Below are 15,565 nucleotides of genomic sequence, written 5' to 3' on the forward strand. Positions count from 1 at the left end.
GTCCGGTGCCGATCGTGCCATGCGCCACCGCCGGTTAGGGTCACAGACGACCGCAGACGACTGCACAGGACGCCGTCGACCGGTCGCGAGAAGGGACATAAGGGATGCTGCGCTTGGGACGGCGTGAGTTCGGGCCGCACGAGCCGGTGATCATGGCGATCGTGAACCGGACCCCTGACTCCTTCTACGACCAGGGCGCGACCTTCCGTGACGAGCCGGCACTCGCCCGGGTCGAACAGGCGGTGGCCGAGGGCGCCGCGATCATCGACATCGGCGGGGTCAAGGCCGGCCCCGGCGAGGAGGTCACGGCCGAGGAGGAGGCCCGCCGCACGGTCGGCTTCGTCGCGGAGGTCCGCCGCCGCCACCCCGACGTGGTGATCAGCGTGGACACCTGGCGGGCGGACGTCGGCGAGGCGGTCTGCGAGGCCGGCGCGGACGTGCTGAACGACGCGTGGGGCGGGGTCGACCCCGGGCTCGCGGAGGTCGCCGCGAAGTACGGCGCGGGCCTGGTCTGCACCCACGCGGGCGGCGCCGAGCCGCGGACCCGGCCGCACCGGGTCGCGTACGAGGACGTGATGGCCGACATCCTGCGGGTCACCGTGGGCCTCGCCGAGCGCGCGGTCTCGCTGGGCGTGCGGCGCGACGGGATCATGATCGACCCGGGTCACGACTTCGGGAAGAACACCCGGCACAGCCTGGAGGCGACCCGCCGCCTCGGCGAGATGACGGAGACGGGGTGGCCGGTCCTCGTCTCCCTGTCGAACAAGGACTTCGTCGGCGAGACCCTGGACCGGCCGGTGAAGGAGCGCGTCCTCGGCACCCTCGCCACGACCGCCGTCTCCGCCTGGCTCGGCGCCCGGGTGTACCGCGTCCACGAGGTCGCCGAGACCCGGCAGGTCCTCGACATGGTGGCGTCCATCGCCGGACACCGCGCCCCGGCGGTCGCCCGGCGGGGCCTGGCCTGAGGCCCGGCCCCGCCGGACCGGCCGTGACGGCCGGCGGCCCGGACGGCTAGCGGCCGACCTCCTTCGTGACGAGCGCGACCGCCTCGTCCACGTCGTCCGTGACGTGGAAGAGGAGGAGGTCGCGCTCGCTCGCCTTGCCGCCCGCGACGACCGTGTCCTTCAGCCAGTCGACGAGCCCCTTCCAGTACGCGCTGCCGAACAGCACGATCGGGAAGCGGGTCACCTTGCGGGTCTGCACCAGGGTCAGCGCCTCGAAGAGCTCGTCGAGGGTGCCGAGGCCGCCGGGCAGGACGACGAAGCCCTGCGCGTACTTCACGAACATCGTCTTGCGGACGAAGAAGTACCGGAAGTTCACACCGATGTCGACGTGCTGGTTGAGCCCCTGCTCGAAGGGGAGCTCGATGCCGAGGCCGACCGAGATGCCCTTCGCCTCCCGGGCGCCCTTGTTGGCCGCCTCCATGGCGCCCGGGCCGCCGCCCGTGATGACCGCGAAGCCCGCCTCGACGAGCGCCCTGCCGATGCGCACCCCCGCCTCGTACTCGGGCGAGTCCGGCTTCGTCCGGGCCGAGCCGAAGACGCTGATCGCGCTCGGCAGTTCGGCGAGCGCGCCGAAGCCCTCGACGAACTCGGACTGGATCCGCATGACCCGCCAGGGGTCGGTGTGCACCCACTCCGAGTCGCCCTCGGTGTCGAGCAGCCGCTGGTCCGTGGTGCCCGGCTGGACCTGGTCCCTCCGCCTCAGCACCGGACCCAGCCGCTGCTCCTCCGGCTTCGCCACTCCCTCGGGAATGCCCATGGCCTGCTCCCTCCGCCGATCCACGATCTTCTCTGGCTCTTGGGTCAGGGTAGGACCACTGAGGTGACGAAACGCGAAATTACGGGAGACGGGCGGTCAGCCAGTCGCGCAGCCGCGCCTCGCAGTGGTGGATCCGGTCGACGTGCACGTGCTCGTCCCGCTTGTGCGCGTAGATCGGGTCGCCCGGGCCGTAGTTGACCGCGGGCACGCCGAGCGCGCTGAAGCGGGAGACGTCGGTCCAGCCGAACTTGGGCATCGCGGTGCCGCCGACGGCCTTCATGAACGCCTCGGCGGCGGGGTGGGAGAGGCCGGGCAGCGCGCCGGGGCTCTCGTCGTCGACGACGAACTCGGCGATGTCGCAGTCGGCGAAGACCTCGCGGACGTGCGCCAGCGCCTCGGCCGGGGAGCGGTCGGGGGCGTACCGGTAGTTGACCGTCACCGAGCAGGCGTCGGGGATGACGTTGGTGGCGACGCCGCCCTGGATCGCGACCGCGTTGAGGCCCTCGTGGTACTCCAGGCCGTCGATGACCGGCTTGCGCGGCTCGTACGCGGCGAGGCGGGCGAGGATCGGCGCGGCGGTGTGGATGGCGTTGGAGCCCATCCAGGAGCGGGCGGAGTGGGCGCGCTCGCCGGCCGTGTGCAGGATGACGCGGAGGGTGCCCTGGCAGCCGCCCTCGACCTGCCCGTCGGAAGGCTCCAGGAGGACCGCGAAGTCGCCCTCCATCCACTCCGGGTGGGCGGCGGCGATCTTCCCGAGGCCGTTGAGGTCGGCGGCGACCTCCTCGTTGTCGTAGAAGACGAAGGTGAGGTCGCGGTTGGGCTCGGGGACGGTCGCGGCGATCCGGAGCTGGACGGCGACACCGGACTTCATGTCGGAGGTGCCGCAGCCCCACAGGACGCCGTCCTCGTCGAGCCGGGAGGGGACGTTGTCGGCGATCGGCACGGTGTCGATGTGACCGGCGAGGACGACCCGCTCGGCGCGTCCGAGGGAGGTCCGGGCGACGATGTTGTTGCCGTGGCGGTCGACGCTCAGGTGGGGCAGGGCGCGCAGGGCCTGCTCGATGGCGTCGGCGAGCGGCTTCTCGGTCCCGCTGACGGACGCGAAGTCGACGAGGGCCGCGGTGAGCGCCGCCCCGTCCTGGGCGAGGTCGAGCGAGGTCTCCTGGGCAGTCTCCTGCGGGGTGATGTCAGCCATATGCCGACCCTAACCCGGCCTCCAGTACGGTGGGCCCCGTGTCCGACTCCCCCCGCCCCGCCCGCCGCGGCCGTCTCGCCCGTTCGGCCGCCGCCCTCGCCGTCCTGTGCGGCCTCGCGTCGTACATCGCGGTCCACCAGGTGACGGGCAGCAAGGGCGCGCCCCGGTGCGCCGTGGGCAGTGGGGCCCAGCGGTACGAGTTCACGCCCGAGCAGGCGTCGAACGCGGCGACGATCGCGGCGGTCGGCACGTCCCGGGGGCTGCCGGAGCGGGCGGTCACGATCGCGCTGGCGACCGCGCTCCAGGAGTCGGCGCTCCGGAACATCGAGCACGGCGACCGGGACTCGCTCGGACTCTTCCAGCAGCGGCCGTCGATGGGCTGGGGCGCGCCGGAGCAGATCATGGACCCGGTGTACTCGGCCGGGAAGTTCTACGAGGGCCTGGAGAAGGTCCCCGGCTACTCGCGGCTGCCGCTGACCGTGGCGGCGCAGAAGGTGCAGAAGAGCGGCTTCCCGCAGGCGTACGCCAAGCACGAGCCGGACGCGACGCTGCTGTCGGCGGCGCTGACGGGCCGCACGCCGGCCGCGCTCTCCTGCACGGCGGACGTGAAGGAGGGCCGCCCCGGCGACCCCGCCTTCGTCCGTACGGAGCTGGTGCGCGCCTTCGGCGACTCCGCGGCCCCCACCTCCGTCTCCGGCGGTGCCAGCGCGGGGCGCTCGGCGGCGGAGCCGGCCGTCCTGGTGGTCCCCGTCCGCGGCCCCGAGCGGCGCGGCTGGGAACTGGCCCAGTGGGCGGTCGCCCGCGCGGCGACGCTGCGGGTCGCGGAGGTGTCGTACGGGGGGAAGGTCTGGCGCGCGGACGACTCCGGCGGCGGCTGGGCCGCGGCCGCGTCGGCCGGCGACGCGGCCGCCAAACCGCCCACGGTCCACCTCCGCCTCACCCGCTGACCGTCCTCGCGACGCCCGGTCCGGTCCTCGCGACACCCGGGCCCGGTCCTCGCGACGCCCGGTCCCGGTGCGGGCGGCTGCTCCGGCGCGCCCGCGCGGGGGCACGCGCCCGCCGTTCCCGCGGGCGGGGCGGAGTGGCTCGGGACGGCGCCGCGGCGGCCCCTCGGGAGGGGTGGACCTGTGTGCGAGCGGTCCCTCGGGGTGGGGATCGGGGGGCGGAGGGGGCCGGAGAGCGGCGTGTCGGGGGGTGAGACGCGCGGGGAGCTTGGGGCGCAAGGGGAGTGACGGTTCGGCAGGAGGGGCCGACCGGCGGCGTTCGTCCGCTTTCCTCCCCACCCGACAATACGACGCATTACCCAGCCTTTACCTTCGCCCCCCGCAACCTCCCCCGCCCCCACCGCGGTTGTGCAGCCCGCAAACGCAAACGTCCCCACCGCCTCTCCGTCGAAGGAGCACCATGTCCCTCCCCCTGACCCGCCGGATCGCCCGAGTCGCCCTGATCGTCGCGGCCGGCGCAGCCCCCGTGGTCGGTGCGGCCGGCTCCGCGAGCGCCCTGGACCACGGCCTCGCGCCGGCCGGCGCCCTCGGCGGCCTGACCGCCCTCGACGCCGCCAACGCGGGCTCGGCCGTCGACGGTGCCGCCCAGACCGCGACCGGGGTCGCCGGAGCGACCGGCGGCGAGGCCGTCGGCACGGCCGTCCCGGCGGCCGGCAAGGCCGTGGGCGCGGCCGGCAAGACCGCCACCCCGGCGGCCCAGAAGATCGCGGGCGAGACCGCGGGCAGCACCGGCCAGGCGCTCGGCCAGACCGCCGGTGCCGCCGCCGACAGCGCCGGCACCACCCCCGCCGGCGGCGCGCTGGGCGGCGCCCCGGCCGGCCAGATGCTCGGCGGCCTCCCCCTCGGCTGAACCCCCTGAGGCCGCGCCCCTCGGGTACGCGGAAGGGCCCGGGTCGCGCGACGCGCCCGGGCCCTTCCGCGTGTCCGTACGGTCAGCCGAGGCGCTTGACCGCCGCCGCCACGCGCTCGTCCGTCGCCGTGAAGGCGACCCGCACATGGCGCGCCCCCGCCTCGCCGTAGAAGTCGCCCGGGGCCACCAGGACGCCCTTCTCCGCGAGGTACGCCACCGTGTCCCAGCAGGGCTCGTCGCGCGTCGCCCACAGGTAGAGGCTCGCCTCGGAGTGGTCGACGCGGAAGCCGTGGGCCTCCAGGGCCGCCTTGAGGGAGGCGCGGCGGGCCGCGTACCGGGCCCGCTGCTCCTCGACGTGGGTGTCGTCGCCCAGCGCCGCGACCGTGGCCGCCTGGACCGGCGCCGCCGTCATCATGCCGCCGTGCTTGCGGATCTGGAGCAGCTCGCCGAGGACCGCCGCGTCACCGGCGACGAACGCCGCCCGGTACCCCGCCAGGTTGGACCGCTTGGAGAGCGAGTGGACGGCGACGATCCCCTCGTACGAGCCGCCGCAGACGTCCGGGTGCAGGACCGACACCGGGTCGGCCTCCCAGCCCAGTTCGAGGTAGCACTCGTCGGAGAAGACGAGGACGCCGTGCTCGCGCGCCCAGGCCACGATCCGGACCAGCTCCTCCTTGGGGAGCACCTTGCCCGTCGGGTTGGACGGGGAGTTGAGCCAGAGCAGCTTCAGGCCGGCCGGGTCCAGCTCGGTCGGGTCGTCGTAGACGACGGGCTCCGCGCCGCAGAGCCGCGCGCCGACCTCGTACGTCGGGTAGGCGAGCCGCGGGTACGCCACCCTGTCGCCGGCGCCGAGGCCCAGCTGGGTCGGCAGCCAGGCGACGAGCTCCTTGGAGCCGACCACCGGCAGCACGTTCTCGTGGACGAAGCCGACCGCGCCCAGTCGCCGCTCGCACCAGCCGGTGAGCGCGTCCCGCAGCGCCGGGGTGCCCCAGACCGTCGGATAGCCCGGCGAGTCCGCGGCCGCCACCAGGGCCTCCCGGATCAGGGCGGGGACCGGGTCGACCGGCGTCCCCACCGACAGGTCCACGATCCCGTCCGGGTGCGCCAGGGCCGTCTTCTTGTACGGCTCCAGCTTGTCCCAGGGGAAGACGGGCAGGCGCGAAGAGACTGCGCTCACGGGTTGGCTCACTTCCTCAGTACGTACGCGGTACACGTCGGATACGCCTCGGTCCCGTACGGCGGCGGGGCCGTACGGGACCGAGAGCGGGTGCAACGAAAGATCAGCCGTTCTGCGGCGGCAGGGCGGCGATGAAGGGGTGGTCCCGCTCGATCTCGCCGAGCTTGGACGCGCCACCGGGCGAACCGAGCTCGTCGAAGAACTCGACGTTCGCCTTGTAGTAGTCCTTCCACTCCTCCGGGGTGTCGTCCTCGTAGAAGATCGCCTCGACCGGGCAGACCGGCTCACAGGCTCCACAGTCGACGCACTCGTCCGGGTGGATGTAGAGAGATCGCTTGCCCTCGTAGATGCAGTCGACGGGGCACTCCTCGATGCAAGCCTTGTCCTTGACGTCGACACAAGGCTGCGCGATGACGTAGGTCACGCTGTCGTTCCTCCTCGGTAGGGCTGGTCTGCGCGGGAGCGCGGTGTCGTCGATGCCCGCACCTAGTATCTCCGTTCTTGGGGGCGATCCGAACAGGAGGGGCGGAGAAGCTGTGGAAATGATCGGCGGAGGGCGGCTTGAGGTCCGTCTCACCAGTGCTGACGTGGGAAAACGTGTCTCCGTTCGGTACGTGACGGACTCCGCCGCGCCGGGGGAGCGCTACACCGACGCGGTCGGGGTGCTCACATCCTGGGACGGCGGTGTGCTGACGATCACACGAAAGAGCGGCGAGACCGTCCGGATCCCGGAACTCCGCCTGGCGGCGGGCAAGCCCGTGCCCCCGGCGCCCGCCCGCCGCAGGGGCCCGTCCGCCACCTTCCCGGAGCTCTCCGGGGTCGCCGCGCGCGCCTGGCCGCCGGTCGAGAGCGAGCCGCTCGGCGAGTGGACGCTGCGGGCCTCCGACGGGTTCACCCGCCGCGCCAACTCGGCGCTGCCCGCGGGCGATCCGGGCCGGCCCGTCGCCGAGGCCCTGGACGCCGTACGGGAGTGGTACGCGGACCGGGGGCTCCCCGCGTACGTACAGACCGCCACCGGCGCCGAGTCCGCCCAGGAGCTGCTCTGCGCCGACCTCGAACGGCTCGGCTGGCACCGCGAGGTCACCGCCGAACTGCGGATCGCCGCGCTCGCCCCGCTCGCCGACCGGGAACCGGGGCCCGCGGAGGTGCGCCTCTCCCGCGCCCTCGACGAGCCGTGGCTGCGCCGCTACCAGCGGTCCACCTCCGCGAGCCCCGCCGTGCGGCAGGTGCTCTCCGGCGGCCCCAGTGTGTGGTTCGCGTCCGTCGCGGGCACGGGAGAGGTGCCGGCGGCCATCGGCCGCTGCGTCGTCGACGGCCGCTGGGCGGGGTTCATGGCGATAGAGGTCGACCCGGCGCACCGCCGCCGGGGCCTGGCCACGGCGGTGATGACCGCCCTCGCCCGGCAGGCGCTCGACGAGGGCGCCTCGGCGGCCTGGCTCCAGGTCGAGGCCGACAACGACGGCGCGCGGGCGATGTACGAGGGGATGGGCTTCTCTGTGCACCACCACTACCACCACTACCGGCAGGCGGAGGCGTGAGCGCGGCGTGAGCGCGGAGGACCCCCTGAGGCGACCGTCCGAGCCGCCGCCCGACCGGCGGCGGGAGTTCGCGGAGGAGGCCAGGGCCGAGCGGCCCGACCTCGTCCGGCTCTGTCTGCTGATCTGCGCCGTGGCCGACCCCGCCGTCACCGACCACGACCTCGTCGAGGCCGACGTCGAACTCGACCGGCTCGCCGGACTCGTCCCGTACGGCACCCGCCGCACCGGCGCCTGGAAGGCCGAGCTGGCGGCGCTCCTCGGCGTCCGCGAGGGCTTCGAGGGCGTCCCCGCCGACTACCAGCGGCTGGAGTCCTCCCTCCTCCACGAGGTGCTCCGCCGGCGCCGGGGCCTGCCCATCCTGCTGTCCGTGGTGTGGATGGAGGTCGCCCGGCGCGCCGGCGCCCCCGTGTACGGGCTCGGCCTCCCGGGCCACTTCGTCGTCGGCTTCGGCGACCCCGCCGCACTGGACCTCGCCGACCCCTTCGCGGGCGGCCGCCCGATGACGGCCGAGGACGCCGAGCTCCTCGTGGCGAGCGCGACCGGTGAGGCCCTCGACCGCTCCATGCTGCGCCCCGCCGAACCCGGCGCCGTCGTACTCCGCATCCTCGGCAACATCCGCGCCTGGGCGGCCCCGCGCCCCGAACGCTCCGACGTCGCCCTGTGGGCGGTGGAGCTGGCCCTGCTGCTCCCCTCCCACCCGGCCCGCCTCCGCTACGAACGCGCCGAACTCCTCGTCCAGCGCGGCGACTTCCTCACCGGGGCGGCGGAGATGGAGGCGTACGCGCAGATCATGGACGCGGTCGACCCGGAATCGGCCGCCGCGATCCGCCACAAGGCGCAGGCGGCCCGGGCCCGGCTCAACTAGGCCGTCCCTCCCGGACCCCGCCGGGGCGGATCATCGCCATCAGGCGGGCGTGGGTGGCGGCGTCGGCGGCGGCCACGAGTCCGCGCCCCCCGCCCTCCCCCACCGGCGCGCCGTCGATGCCGGTGACGACACAGCCGGCCGCCCGGCACAGCGCGATGCCGGCGGCGAAGTGCACGCTGCCGGAGAGGTCGCCGCCGTCGGTGACGTACGCGGCCCGCTTCCCCGCGGCCACCCAGGCGAGCGCGAGCGAGGTCGACACGACCCGGGGACGGAAGCCGGCGGCGAAGTCCGGATGGGCGAGCAGCTCGACGGCCCGGAAACCGGGCGCGCCGGGGAACGGCGGGTCGAGGTTCACGTCGACGAGCCCGGTGGCGGCGGTGGGCACCAGGACCGCGCCGTCCTCGCCCCAGGCGGTCGTCCCGTCGGTACGGAACACCTCGCCGCCCGCGCCCCCGAACGGGTCGGCCACGGCCGCCGCCCCGCCGCGCAGGGCCACGTTGACGGCGACGAGCTTGTTCCCCACGGCGTAGTTGAGCGTCCCGCAGAGCGGATCCACGAGCCACTGGCGCCGGGCCCCGTCGGGCCCCTGCTCCCCGCCCTCCTCGCCGAGCACGCCGTCCTCGGGCCGGGCGGCCCGCAGCACGTCGAGGACGGCCCGCTCGGCCGCCAGATCGGCGGTGGTGGCGAAGTCGCCCGCGCCCTTGTCGACCCGGTCGAGTTCCCGCCCGTAGAGGCCGCGCACGACCTCGGCCCCGGCGCGGGCGGCGGTCGCGGCGACCTCGGCGTCGGAGAGCTCCTGAATGATCATGGGACGAGCCTACGGGGACGTCCCGGACGGCGGAGGGGTCTTACAGCGGAGTGCCGGCGTCGGGCACGAAGGGCGCCCCGTGGCCCGGCACGACGAGGTCCGCGACGGCGAGCACCCGGAGCCGGGAGGCGCGCAGCAGGGCGCGGTCCGGGGCCACCGGATCGTCGGCCGGGCCGGCCGCGTGCCACCACAGGTCGCCGGCGAGGGCGACGACGCCCTCGTCGGTGCCGACGAGGAGGGTGATGTCCTCGGCGCTGTGCCCGGGGGTGCGGATCAGGCGCAGGGAGGGGGTGAGTTCGTACCCCTCGGCGTCCCGGTTCGTCCATCCGTCGCCGGCGTACTCGACCTTGTGGTCGTGGACGCGGGCGCGGGGGAAGAGACCGGCGTTCATGGTGTTGTCCGGGTGGTGGTGGCTGAGCACGACGTCGGTGACGTCCTCCGGCCCCAGCCCGAGCGCGGCGAGCGGGTCGAGGATGGTGTTGACGCCCGCCACCATGCCCGGATCGAAGACCACGTGCCGGTCGCCGTCCGTGACGTAGGAGACGGTGGCGGCGACACCGGGGCCGGTGGACCCCACGTATCCGGTGGTCAGGACGGTGAGGCGGGCGGTGCGGGCGAGGGGCGCGTCTGTCGTCATGCGGACGATCCTGCCGGGACGGGACACGGGTCACGAGTGGCACGGATGCCACTGATCGCGGGATTCGTGCCACACGGGCCAGGGCGCGTGGCAGACTCCCCCCGTGCCCGCCTTCACCACCGTCGCCGCCTACGCGCCGCCCGGCGTCGGCATGCTCGCCGTCGGCGTCGTCGCGGAGGTGTTCGGCCCGCACGGCGAGGGGGTGCCGGGCTTCGGGTTCTCCCTCTGCGCGGACCGGCCGGGCCCGGTGCCCACGGACTGCGGGGTGCCGCTCTCCGTCCCGTACGGGCTCGACCGGCTGGCCTCGGCGGATCTGGTGATCGCGCTCCCGGGAGCCGGTTTCCGCACCCCGCCGGGACCGGCCGCGCTCGACGCCTTCAGGGACGCCCACGCGCGGGGCGCGCTGGTCGCGGCGCACTGCGTCGGAGCGTTCACGCTGGCCGCGGCGGGGCTGCTCGACGGCCGCCGGGCCACGACGCACTGGCGGTTCGCGGACCTCCTGGCCCGCCGCCACCCGGAGGTCACGGTCGACGCCGGCGCCCTGTACGTGGACGAGGGCCGGATCGCCACCGGCGCGGGCGCCGCGGCGGGCTTCGACCTCTGCCTCCACCTGCTGCGCCGGGAACACGGCGCGGCCCTCGCCAACGCCGTGGCCAGGGACATGGTGCTGCCCTCGCACCGCGACGGCGGCCAGGCCCAGTACCTCGCCGCCCCCGCGCCCGAGACCGGCCGGGACGAGCACCTCGCCGGGGTCCTCGCCTGGGCCCGCGAGAACCTCCACGAGCCCCTGACCGTCACGGAGCTGGCCCGCCGGGCCGTCATGAGCCGCCGCACCTTCGCCCGCCGCTTCGCCGCCGCCACCGGCACCACCCCGCACGCCTGGCTGCGCGGACTGCGGCTGAGCGGCGCGGAGGAACTCCTGGAGACGACGGACCTCCCCGTCGAGGAGATCGCCCGCCGCGTCGGCTACGGCAGCGCGGCCGTGCTGCGCGAGCAGTTCGTCCGCCGGCGGGGGGTGCCACCCCGGACCTACCGGCGCACGTTCACGGCGCCGCCGTAGCGGGGGGAAGGGGGTTCGGGAGGGAGCGGGGCGACCGGATTCGAACCGGCGTCCTCCGAGATGCCATCGCGGCGCATTACCTCTGTGCTACGACCCCGCTCCCAGGCCGCCGAGTCTAGACGGCCGCCCCTGGATGATCCAACCGGGTTTCGCGGCAAGGGCGCTGACCGTCGGTCAGCCGCCCGGACGGGCGCCGCTCCGGCCCGGGCCGCCGTCGCCCGCGTCGCACCCGCCCCGGCGCCGCTCCCCCGCCCACAATGGGGCCATGCCGCTGACCGCCGACATCCTCGTCGCCCTCATCGCCCTCCTCCACGTCTACATCCTCGTGATGGAGATGTTCCTGTGGGAGAAGGAGACCGGGCGGCGCTTCTCCGGCTTCGACGCCCGGCTCGCCCGTGAGACCGCCGCCATGGCCGCCAACCAGGGGCTCTACAACGGGTTCATCGCCGCCGGGCTCGTCTGGGGGCTGATCGCGGAGGACCCCACGGGCTTCCGCGTGCAGGTGTTCTTCCTGACGTGCGTCGTCATCGCGGGGGTGTACGGGGCGGCCACCGCCAACCGGCGGATCCTCTTCGCCCAGGCGCTCCCGGGCGCGCTCGCGCTCTCCGCCGTGCTGGTCGCCGGGTGAGGGGGCCTTCACGTGGAACGGCCCCCGGCCTCGGAGCGAGGACGGGGGCCGTTCCGCGGGCGTCGCGCGTGGGGGTCAGCCCTTGCCCGTGAGGTCGATCGTGGCGGTGCGCTCCGCCTTGCTCTTGCCCCGGAGGGCGTCGCGCATGACGAAGGCGACGTCGTCGGCGGAGACCTCGTGCCGGGAGCCGTCACCCTTGGTGATCATGACGCCCTCGAAGGTGCCTTCGAGGAGGCGGGTGATCGCCTTCTTGTCGTAGACCTCCACCAGGTGGCCGTCGACGGCCTTCATGGAGAGGATCTGCGGCAGCGAGCGGGCCGGGCCGAAGTCGATGGACTTGCCGCCGGCCTGGATGGTGATCCGGCCGGACATCGCGGGCTGGGCGAACTCCTTCATCGCCCGGTCCAGTTCGGCCTTGGTGACCGTGGGCTTGCGGACGCTGACCGGGAGTTCGACGACCTTGGTCAGGCCGGTCTCGACCTGGGCGCGGAAGGCGTCCTTGACGGAGATCACCGAACGCTGGACGTCGAGGCCCTGGCCCGACTTGCCCTCGACGGCGGTGACCTTGTTCGGGGCGAACACGATCGTCGCCTCGGTCGCCGACGAGGAGGAGCCCGCGAGGTCCCGCAGGGCGACGGCGAGCTTCTCGTCGTCGACCGGGAAGACCGGCTTGGCGACGCGCTCGCCGCCGAAGAGGGAGCCGATCACCGAGACGGGGTTGTAGTCGCTGCCCGCGGCGTTGCGGACGGTCTCCTGGCTGTCCAGGGAGAGGCCGGCCTTGTCGGGGGCGAGCTGGATCTTCTTGCCGCCGACGGTGAGCTGGAGCGGGGTCGCGGCGCGCTTGCCGAGGCTCGCCTGCAGCTTGCCGACGGCCTCCTCCTTCGTGCCGCCGCCGATGTCGACGCCGAGGACGGTGGTGCCCTTGGGGACGTCGGAGTGGTTGAGGAGGAGACCGGCGCCGTAGGCGACACCCGCGAGGCCGATGACGCCGACGGCGACCAGGACCAGCTTGGAGCGGCCCTTCTTGGCCCGAGCCGGGGCCGGGGCGGGCTTCGGCACGGGCGTGAGGCCCGGCGCGGGCTTCTGGGGCTGCCCCGGGCGGCCGGGCCGGGGACCCTGGCCCGGTGCCGGGTGTCCGTCGGCCCGCGGGGCCGGGTCGGGGCGGCCGCCGGTCGGGGGCACGACCGGGATGCCGCTCGTGAGGGTGTCGCCGGACACCTGACCGCCGCCGCCCGGGCCGGCGGGGCCGCCGCGCGGGGGCGCGGGCTGCTGCGGCGTCAGGATCGCGGTGTCGTCGGACATGCGCGGCACGGCGGGGCCACCGGCTCCGCCTCCGAGCGGGCCGGGGCCGCCCTGCGCGGGAGCGCCCGGCACGGGAGCGCCCGGCCTCGGTCCGCCCGCCGCCGGAGCACCCGGCACGGGAGCGCCCGGCCTCGGGCCGCCCTGCTTCGGGCCTCCGGGGCGCTTCGGCATGGGCGGGCGCTGGGCCGTGCCGGCGCCGAGGTCGGCGATACCGCTCGCCGGGCCCGTGGTCGCGCCGGTGGGCTGGCCGTCGTACCGGGGCGTGCCGGCGGCGGGAGTGCCGTCGTACGCGCGCGTGCCGGCCGCCGGGGTGCCGCCGGGCACGGGGCCGTCGTAGAGGGGGACTCCGGCGGCGGGGGTGCCTTCGTAGCCGGGGAGGGTGCCGGTGTCGTACAGCGGGTTGCTGACGGGGTGGCTGGAGGGCGCGCTGCCGACCGCCGGGACTCCGGCGGTCGCGGAGCCCGCGAAGCCGGTGCCGGGCGTCTGCGGGCCGCCGAGGGCCTTCGGGGCGGGCGCCGTGGGGCCGCCCGCGGGGGCCGCGGGGGCCGGGCCCGAGTTCTTGCGGGGGGCGAACCAGTCGCTGGTCCCCTTGGCCTTGGGGGCCTCCGCGGCGGCCTGCGGCGGCTCGGGCGCGACCGGCGCGGGGGCCGGCTCGGGCTCGGGCGCGGGCTCGGGGGCCGGAGCGGGCCGTTCCGGCTCGGCCGGGAGGGCCGCGGCGTCGGCCTCGGAGACGGGGGTGCGGACCACGACGGGCGGAATCGGCCGCGAACCCGGAATGTTGATGCGGATCCGGGTCGTCAGGGTGGTCTCGGTCTTCGGCTCCTCCGGCGGCGCGGACGCGGCGGAGGTGTCCTCCGGCGCGTCCTGCGTCGGGTGGAGCGACGGATACTGGCGGGATCCATAAGGCTGGGTTCCCGACGGGTAGGCGGCCCCGCCGCGCCCCTGGGCGCCGGAGGACGAACTGTCGGTCTCTCGACCAGTTTCACGACTCAAAGCAGGATCTCCCGGTTGGCTCCGCCGCCCGCTCTTGCTGATGCTCGTACGGTCCCGGGCGGTTCGGCGGCGCGCACCACCATACTGTCCGGTGCCGCAGGTTATCCGCCCGGTGCGAAGTCCGGCCGCTCACGGGTGGTGCGCGGGCCCGTCTAGGGGGTGCCGGGCGGCAGCCTGCTGACGGTGGCGCAGATCACAGCGGCGCCCATGCCGCCGAAGAGGAAGACCAGCTCGCCGAGGCCGCCGCCGAAGAGCCCGTCGCCCTCGGGGCGGCCGAGGCTGAGCACGATGACGGCGAGGAGCCAGCCGCCGCCCGCCGCGGCGAGGCCGACCTGGTTGCCGGTGGCGCGCATGCCGCCGTAGAAGAGGGCGGCGGTGGCGAGCAGGGCGAGGAGCAGCCCGAGCGGGAGCCAGGCGGCCTGCACGAGGGCGCCGGCCGTGCCGACGACCGCGCCGAGGACGAGGAGGCCGGCGTAGGCGGCGTACCGGGCGGCGGGGGTGCTCATCGGCCCGCCACCTCCCCCGCGACCGCGTCGGCGTCCGGCAGGCCCGCGAAGAGGTCGGTCTCGCGCGCGCCGGCCGGTGCGCCCGGGGTGCCGCGGACGAGTTCGTAGTACTCGGTGGTGAGGAGGGGCTGGGCGAGCTCGTTGGAGAGGGCGAACCAGGGGCCGTCGACGGCGACCTGGGTCGCGTGGGCGGCCATGGCGGCGCTCTTGCGGGCGGCGTACGAGCTCCCCGGGGCGAGGTCGCCGCCGGTGATCTCCGCGGTGACGCGCTCCTCGTCGACGAGGCCGGGCACGTCGTCGACGACGGCGTCCTTCGGGAAGGCGGAGCCCTCGGCGGCCAGGCGGGCGAAGCCGGCTTCGGCGACGGCGCGGGGCACCCGGTTCCAGTAGATCTTGGCGATGGTGTGGGCCGGGCCGAGCCCGGGGCGGTGGGCGGGGTCCGCGGCGAGGTCGGCGGCGCGCATCGCGACGCGGTGGGCCTGGATGTGGTCCGGGTGGCCGTAGCCGCCGTCGGGGTCGTAGGTGACGAGGACCTGGGGACGGGTCTCGCGGATCACCTCGACGAGAAGGGAGGCGGCGGTGTCCACGTCCGCGCTCCAGAAGGCGTTCTCGCGCGCGTTCTGGGGGGCGCCCATCATGCCGGAGTCGCGGAAGCGGCCCTCACCGCCGAGGAAGCGGTGGTCGGTGACGCCGAGGGCGGCCATGGCGGCGGCGAGTTCGCCGACGCGGTGGGGGCCGAGGCGGTCCTCGCGGTCGGGGGCGAGATGGGCGAGCTCGGGCGGGATGACCTCGCCCTCCTCGCCCAGGGTGCAGGTGACCAGGGTGACCAGGGCGCCTTCGGCCGCGTACCTGGCCATGGTGGCGCCGTTGTTGATCGACTCGTCGTCCGGGTGCGCGTGCACGAGGAGCAGACGACGGGCGGGGAGATCGGTCATGGCCCCACCCTACGAGGCGGGGCCGCGGGTGACCGCCCGGGTCAGAACTTGAGACCGGCGATCATGCTCGCCACGTTGGTGGTGAGGGTGGTGATGGAGTCGGAGAGGGAGGAGCTGGCGAGGTAGAAGCCCAGGAGCGCACAGACCACCGCGTGACCGGCTTTGAGTCCGGATTTCCGGATCAGCAGGAAGACGACGATCGCCAGCAGCACCACCACGGAGATCGAGAGCGAGAGTGCCACGGCGGTTCACCTCCACCTTCGGTCGGGAATTCGAGCGGTTCGCGCGTGCGGTTGCGTGCGGGTG

Annotated in this window: 17 protein-coding genes and 1 tRNA gene; 7 read left to right on the forward strand and 11 right to left on the reverse strand. The window is 75.0% G+C overall.

Annotated features, from left to right (window positions below; translation table 11 throughout):
- The first annotated feature begins 104 nt into the window (after nt 1-104).
- On the forward strand, nt 105-965 hold the full coding sequence (gene folP / locus ACFQ8C_RS15940; protein WP_383457159.1) for a dihydropteroate synthase: 861 nt from the start codon (nt 105-107) through the stop codon (nt 963-965).
- 46 nt (nt 966-1,011) lie between these two features.
- Here the strand turns inward: folP and ACFQ8C_RS15945 are convergent, their stop codons facing one another.
- The gene (locus ACFQ8C_RS15945; protein ID WP_383457161.1) at nt 1,012-1,761 is read right to left on the reverse strand and encodes a TIGR00730 family Rossman fold protein; all 750 of its coding nucleotides are present in this window, start codon (nt 1,759-1,761) and stop codon (nt 1,012-1,014) included.
- A 79-nt stretch (nt 1,762-1,840) separates the two neighbouring features.
- The gene (gene dapE, locus ACFQ8C_RS15950) at nt 1,841-2,956 is read right to left on the reverse strand and encodes a succinyl-diaminopimelate desuccinylase (protein ID WP_383457164.1); all 1,116 of its coding nucleotides are present in this window, start codon (nt 2,954-2,956) and stop codon (nt 1,841-1,843) included.
- A gap of 29 nt (nt 2,957-2,985) precedes the next feature.
- On the opposite strand from dapE, the gene ACFQ8C_RS15955 reads away from it, so the two are divergent.
- Together ACFQ8C_RS15955 and ACFQ8C_RS15960 are read left to right on the forward strand one after the other, a co-directional pair.
- A complete protein-coding gene (locus ACFQ8C_RS15955) occupies nt 2,986-3,903 on the forward strand; it encodes a hypothetical protein (protein ID WP_383457166.1) in 918 nt (305 codons plus the stop codon).
- 457 nt (nt 3,904-4,360) lie between these two features.
- Nucleotides 4,361-4,810 (forward strand): ATP-binding protein, encoded by a 450-nt coding sequence (locus tag ACFQ8C_RS15960; RefSeq protein ID WP_383457168.1) that lies wholly within the window; start codon nt 4,361-4,363, stop codon nt 4,808-4,810.
- Between the two features lie 82 nt (nt 4,811-4,892).
- Here the strand turns inward: ACFQ8C_RS15960 and dapC are convergent, their stop codons facing one another.
- Both dapC and fdxA read right to left on the reverse strand, forming a co-directional pair.
- Nucleotides 4,893-5,987: a succinyldiaminopimelate transaminase gene (gene dapC, locus ACFQ8C_RS15965; protein WP_383457171.1), complete on the reverse strand. Its 1,095-nt coding sequence runs from the start codon at nt 5,985-5,987 to the stop codon at nt 4,893-4,895.
- 103 nt (nt 5,988-6,090) lie between these two features.
- Entirely contained in the window at nt 6,091-6,411 is a 321-nt protein-coding gene (gene fdxA, locus ACFQ8C_RS15970; RefSeq protein ID WP_015035968.1) for a ferredoxin, read from the reverse strand.
- Between the two features lie 112 nt (nt 6,412-6,523).
- Between fdxA and ACFQ8C_RS15975 the strand changes: the two genes are divergently transcribed.
- Together ACFQ8C_RS15975 and ACFQ8C_RS15980 are read left to right on the forward strand one after the other, a co-directional pair.
- A complete protein-coding gene (locus ACFQ8C_RS15975; protein ID WP_383457173.1) occupies nt 6,524-7,525 on the forward strand; it encodes a GNAT family N-acetyltransferase in 1,002 nt (333 codons plus the stop codon).
- Nucleotides 7,526-7,550: 25 nt separating this feature from the next.
- Nucleotides 7,551-8,390: a tetratricopeptide repeat protein gene (locus ACFQ8C_RS15980; RefSeq protein WP_383457222.1), complete on the forward strand. Its 840-nt coding sequence runs from the start codon at nt 7,551-7,553 to the stop codon at nt 8,388-8,390.
- Here ACFQ8C_RS15980 and ACFQ8C_RS15985 read toward each other — a convergent pair.
- Both ACFQ8C_RS15985 and ACFQ8C_RS15990 read right to left on the reverse strand, forming a co-directional pair.
- Nucleotides 8,383-9,198 carry an inositol monophosphatase family protein gene (locus ACFQ8C_RS15985; RefSeq protein ID WP_383457176.1) on the reverse strand — a complete coding sequence of 272 codons (816 nt, stop codon included), beginning with the start codon at nt 9,196-9,198 and terminating at the stop codon, nt 8,383-8,385. The genes ACFQ8C_RS15980 and ACFQ8C_RS15985 overlap by 8 nt on opposite strands.
- 40 nt (nt 9,199-9,238) lie before the next feature.
- Nucleotides 9,239-9,835: an MBL fold metallo-hydrolase gene (locus ACFQ8C_RS15990; RefSeq protein WP_383457178.1), complete on the reverse strand. Its 597-nt coding sequence runs from the start codon at nt 9,833-9,835 to the stop codon at nt 9,239-9,241.
- A 151-nt stretch (nt 9,836-9,986) separates the two neighbouring features.
- On the opposite strand from ACFQ8C_RS15990, the gene ACFQ8C_RS15995 reads away from it, so the two are divergent.
- The gene (locus ACFQ8C_RS15995) at nt 9,987-10,895 is read left to right on the forward strand and encodes a GlxA family transcriptional regulator (RefSeq protein ID WP_383457225.1); all 909 of its coding nucleotides are present in this window, start codon (nt 9,987-9,989) and stop codon (nt 10,893-10,895) included.
- Between the two features lie 24 nt (nt 10,896-10,919).
- Here ACFQ8C_RS15995 and ACFQ8C_RS16000 read toward each other — a convergent pair.
- Nucleotides 10,920-10,994, reverse strand: a tRNA-Ala gene (locus tag ACFQ8C_RS16000).
- A 166-nt stretch (nt 10,995-11,160) separates the two neighbouring features.
- Here ACFQ8C_RS16000 and ACFQ8C_RS16005 point away from each other — a divergent pair.
- Nucleotides 11,161-11,523: a DUF1304 domain-containing protein gene (locus ACFQ8C_RS16005; RefSeq protein WP_383457180.1), complete on the forward strand. Its 363-nt coding sequence runs from the start codon at nt 11,161-11,163 to the stop codon at nt 11,521-11,523.
- A 75-nt stretch (nt 11,524-11,598) separates the two neighbouring features.
- On the opposite strand, the gene ACFQ8C_RS16010 is transcribed toward ACFQ8C_RS16005, so the two are convergent.
- The 4 genes from ACFQ8C_RS16010 to ACFQ8C_RS16025 form a co-directional block, all read right to left on the reverse strand.
- Entirely contained in the window at nt 11,599-13,818 is a 2,220-nt protein-coding gene (locus ACFQ8C_RS16010) for a hypothetical protein (protein WP_383457183.1), read from the reverse strand.
- A gap of 152 nt (nt 13,819-13,970) precedes the next feature.
- Complete coding sequence (locus ACFQ8C_RS16015) at nt 13,971-14,324, reverse strand: DUF6113 family protein (protein WP_383457186.1); 354 nt, start codon at nt 14,322-14,324, stop codon at nt 13,971-13,973.
- Nucleotides 14,321-15,259: an N-acetyl-1-D-myo-inositol-2-amino-2-deoxy-alpha-D-glucopyranoside deacetylase gene (gene mshB, locus ACFQ8C_RS16020; protein ID WP_383457188.1), complete on the reverse strand. Its 939-nt coding sequence runs from the start codon at nt 15,257-15,259 to the stop codon at nt 14,321-14,323. The genes ACFQ8C_RS16015 and mshB overlap by 4 nt, the downstream gene beginning before the upstream one ends.
- A gap of 41 nt (nt 15,260-15,300) precedes the next feature.
- Nucleotides 15,301-15,501 carry a hypothetical protein gene (locus ACFQ8C_RS16025; protein ID WP_169087190.1) on the reverse strand — a complete coding sequence of 67 codons (201 nt, stop codon included), beginning with the start codon at nt 15,499-15,501 and terminating at the stop codon, nt 15,301-15,303.
- Nucleotides 15,502-15,565 lie beyond the last annotated feature (64 nt).

The organism is Streptomyces sp. NPDC056503, from assembly GCF_042794995.1.
In the GTDB taxonomy this organism is placed as follows: Bacteria; Actinomycetota; Actinomycetes; order Streptomycetales; family Streptomycetaceae; genus Streptomyces.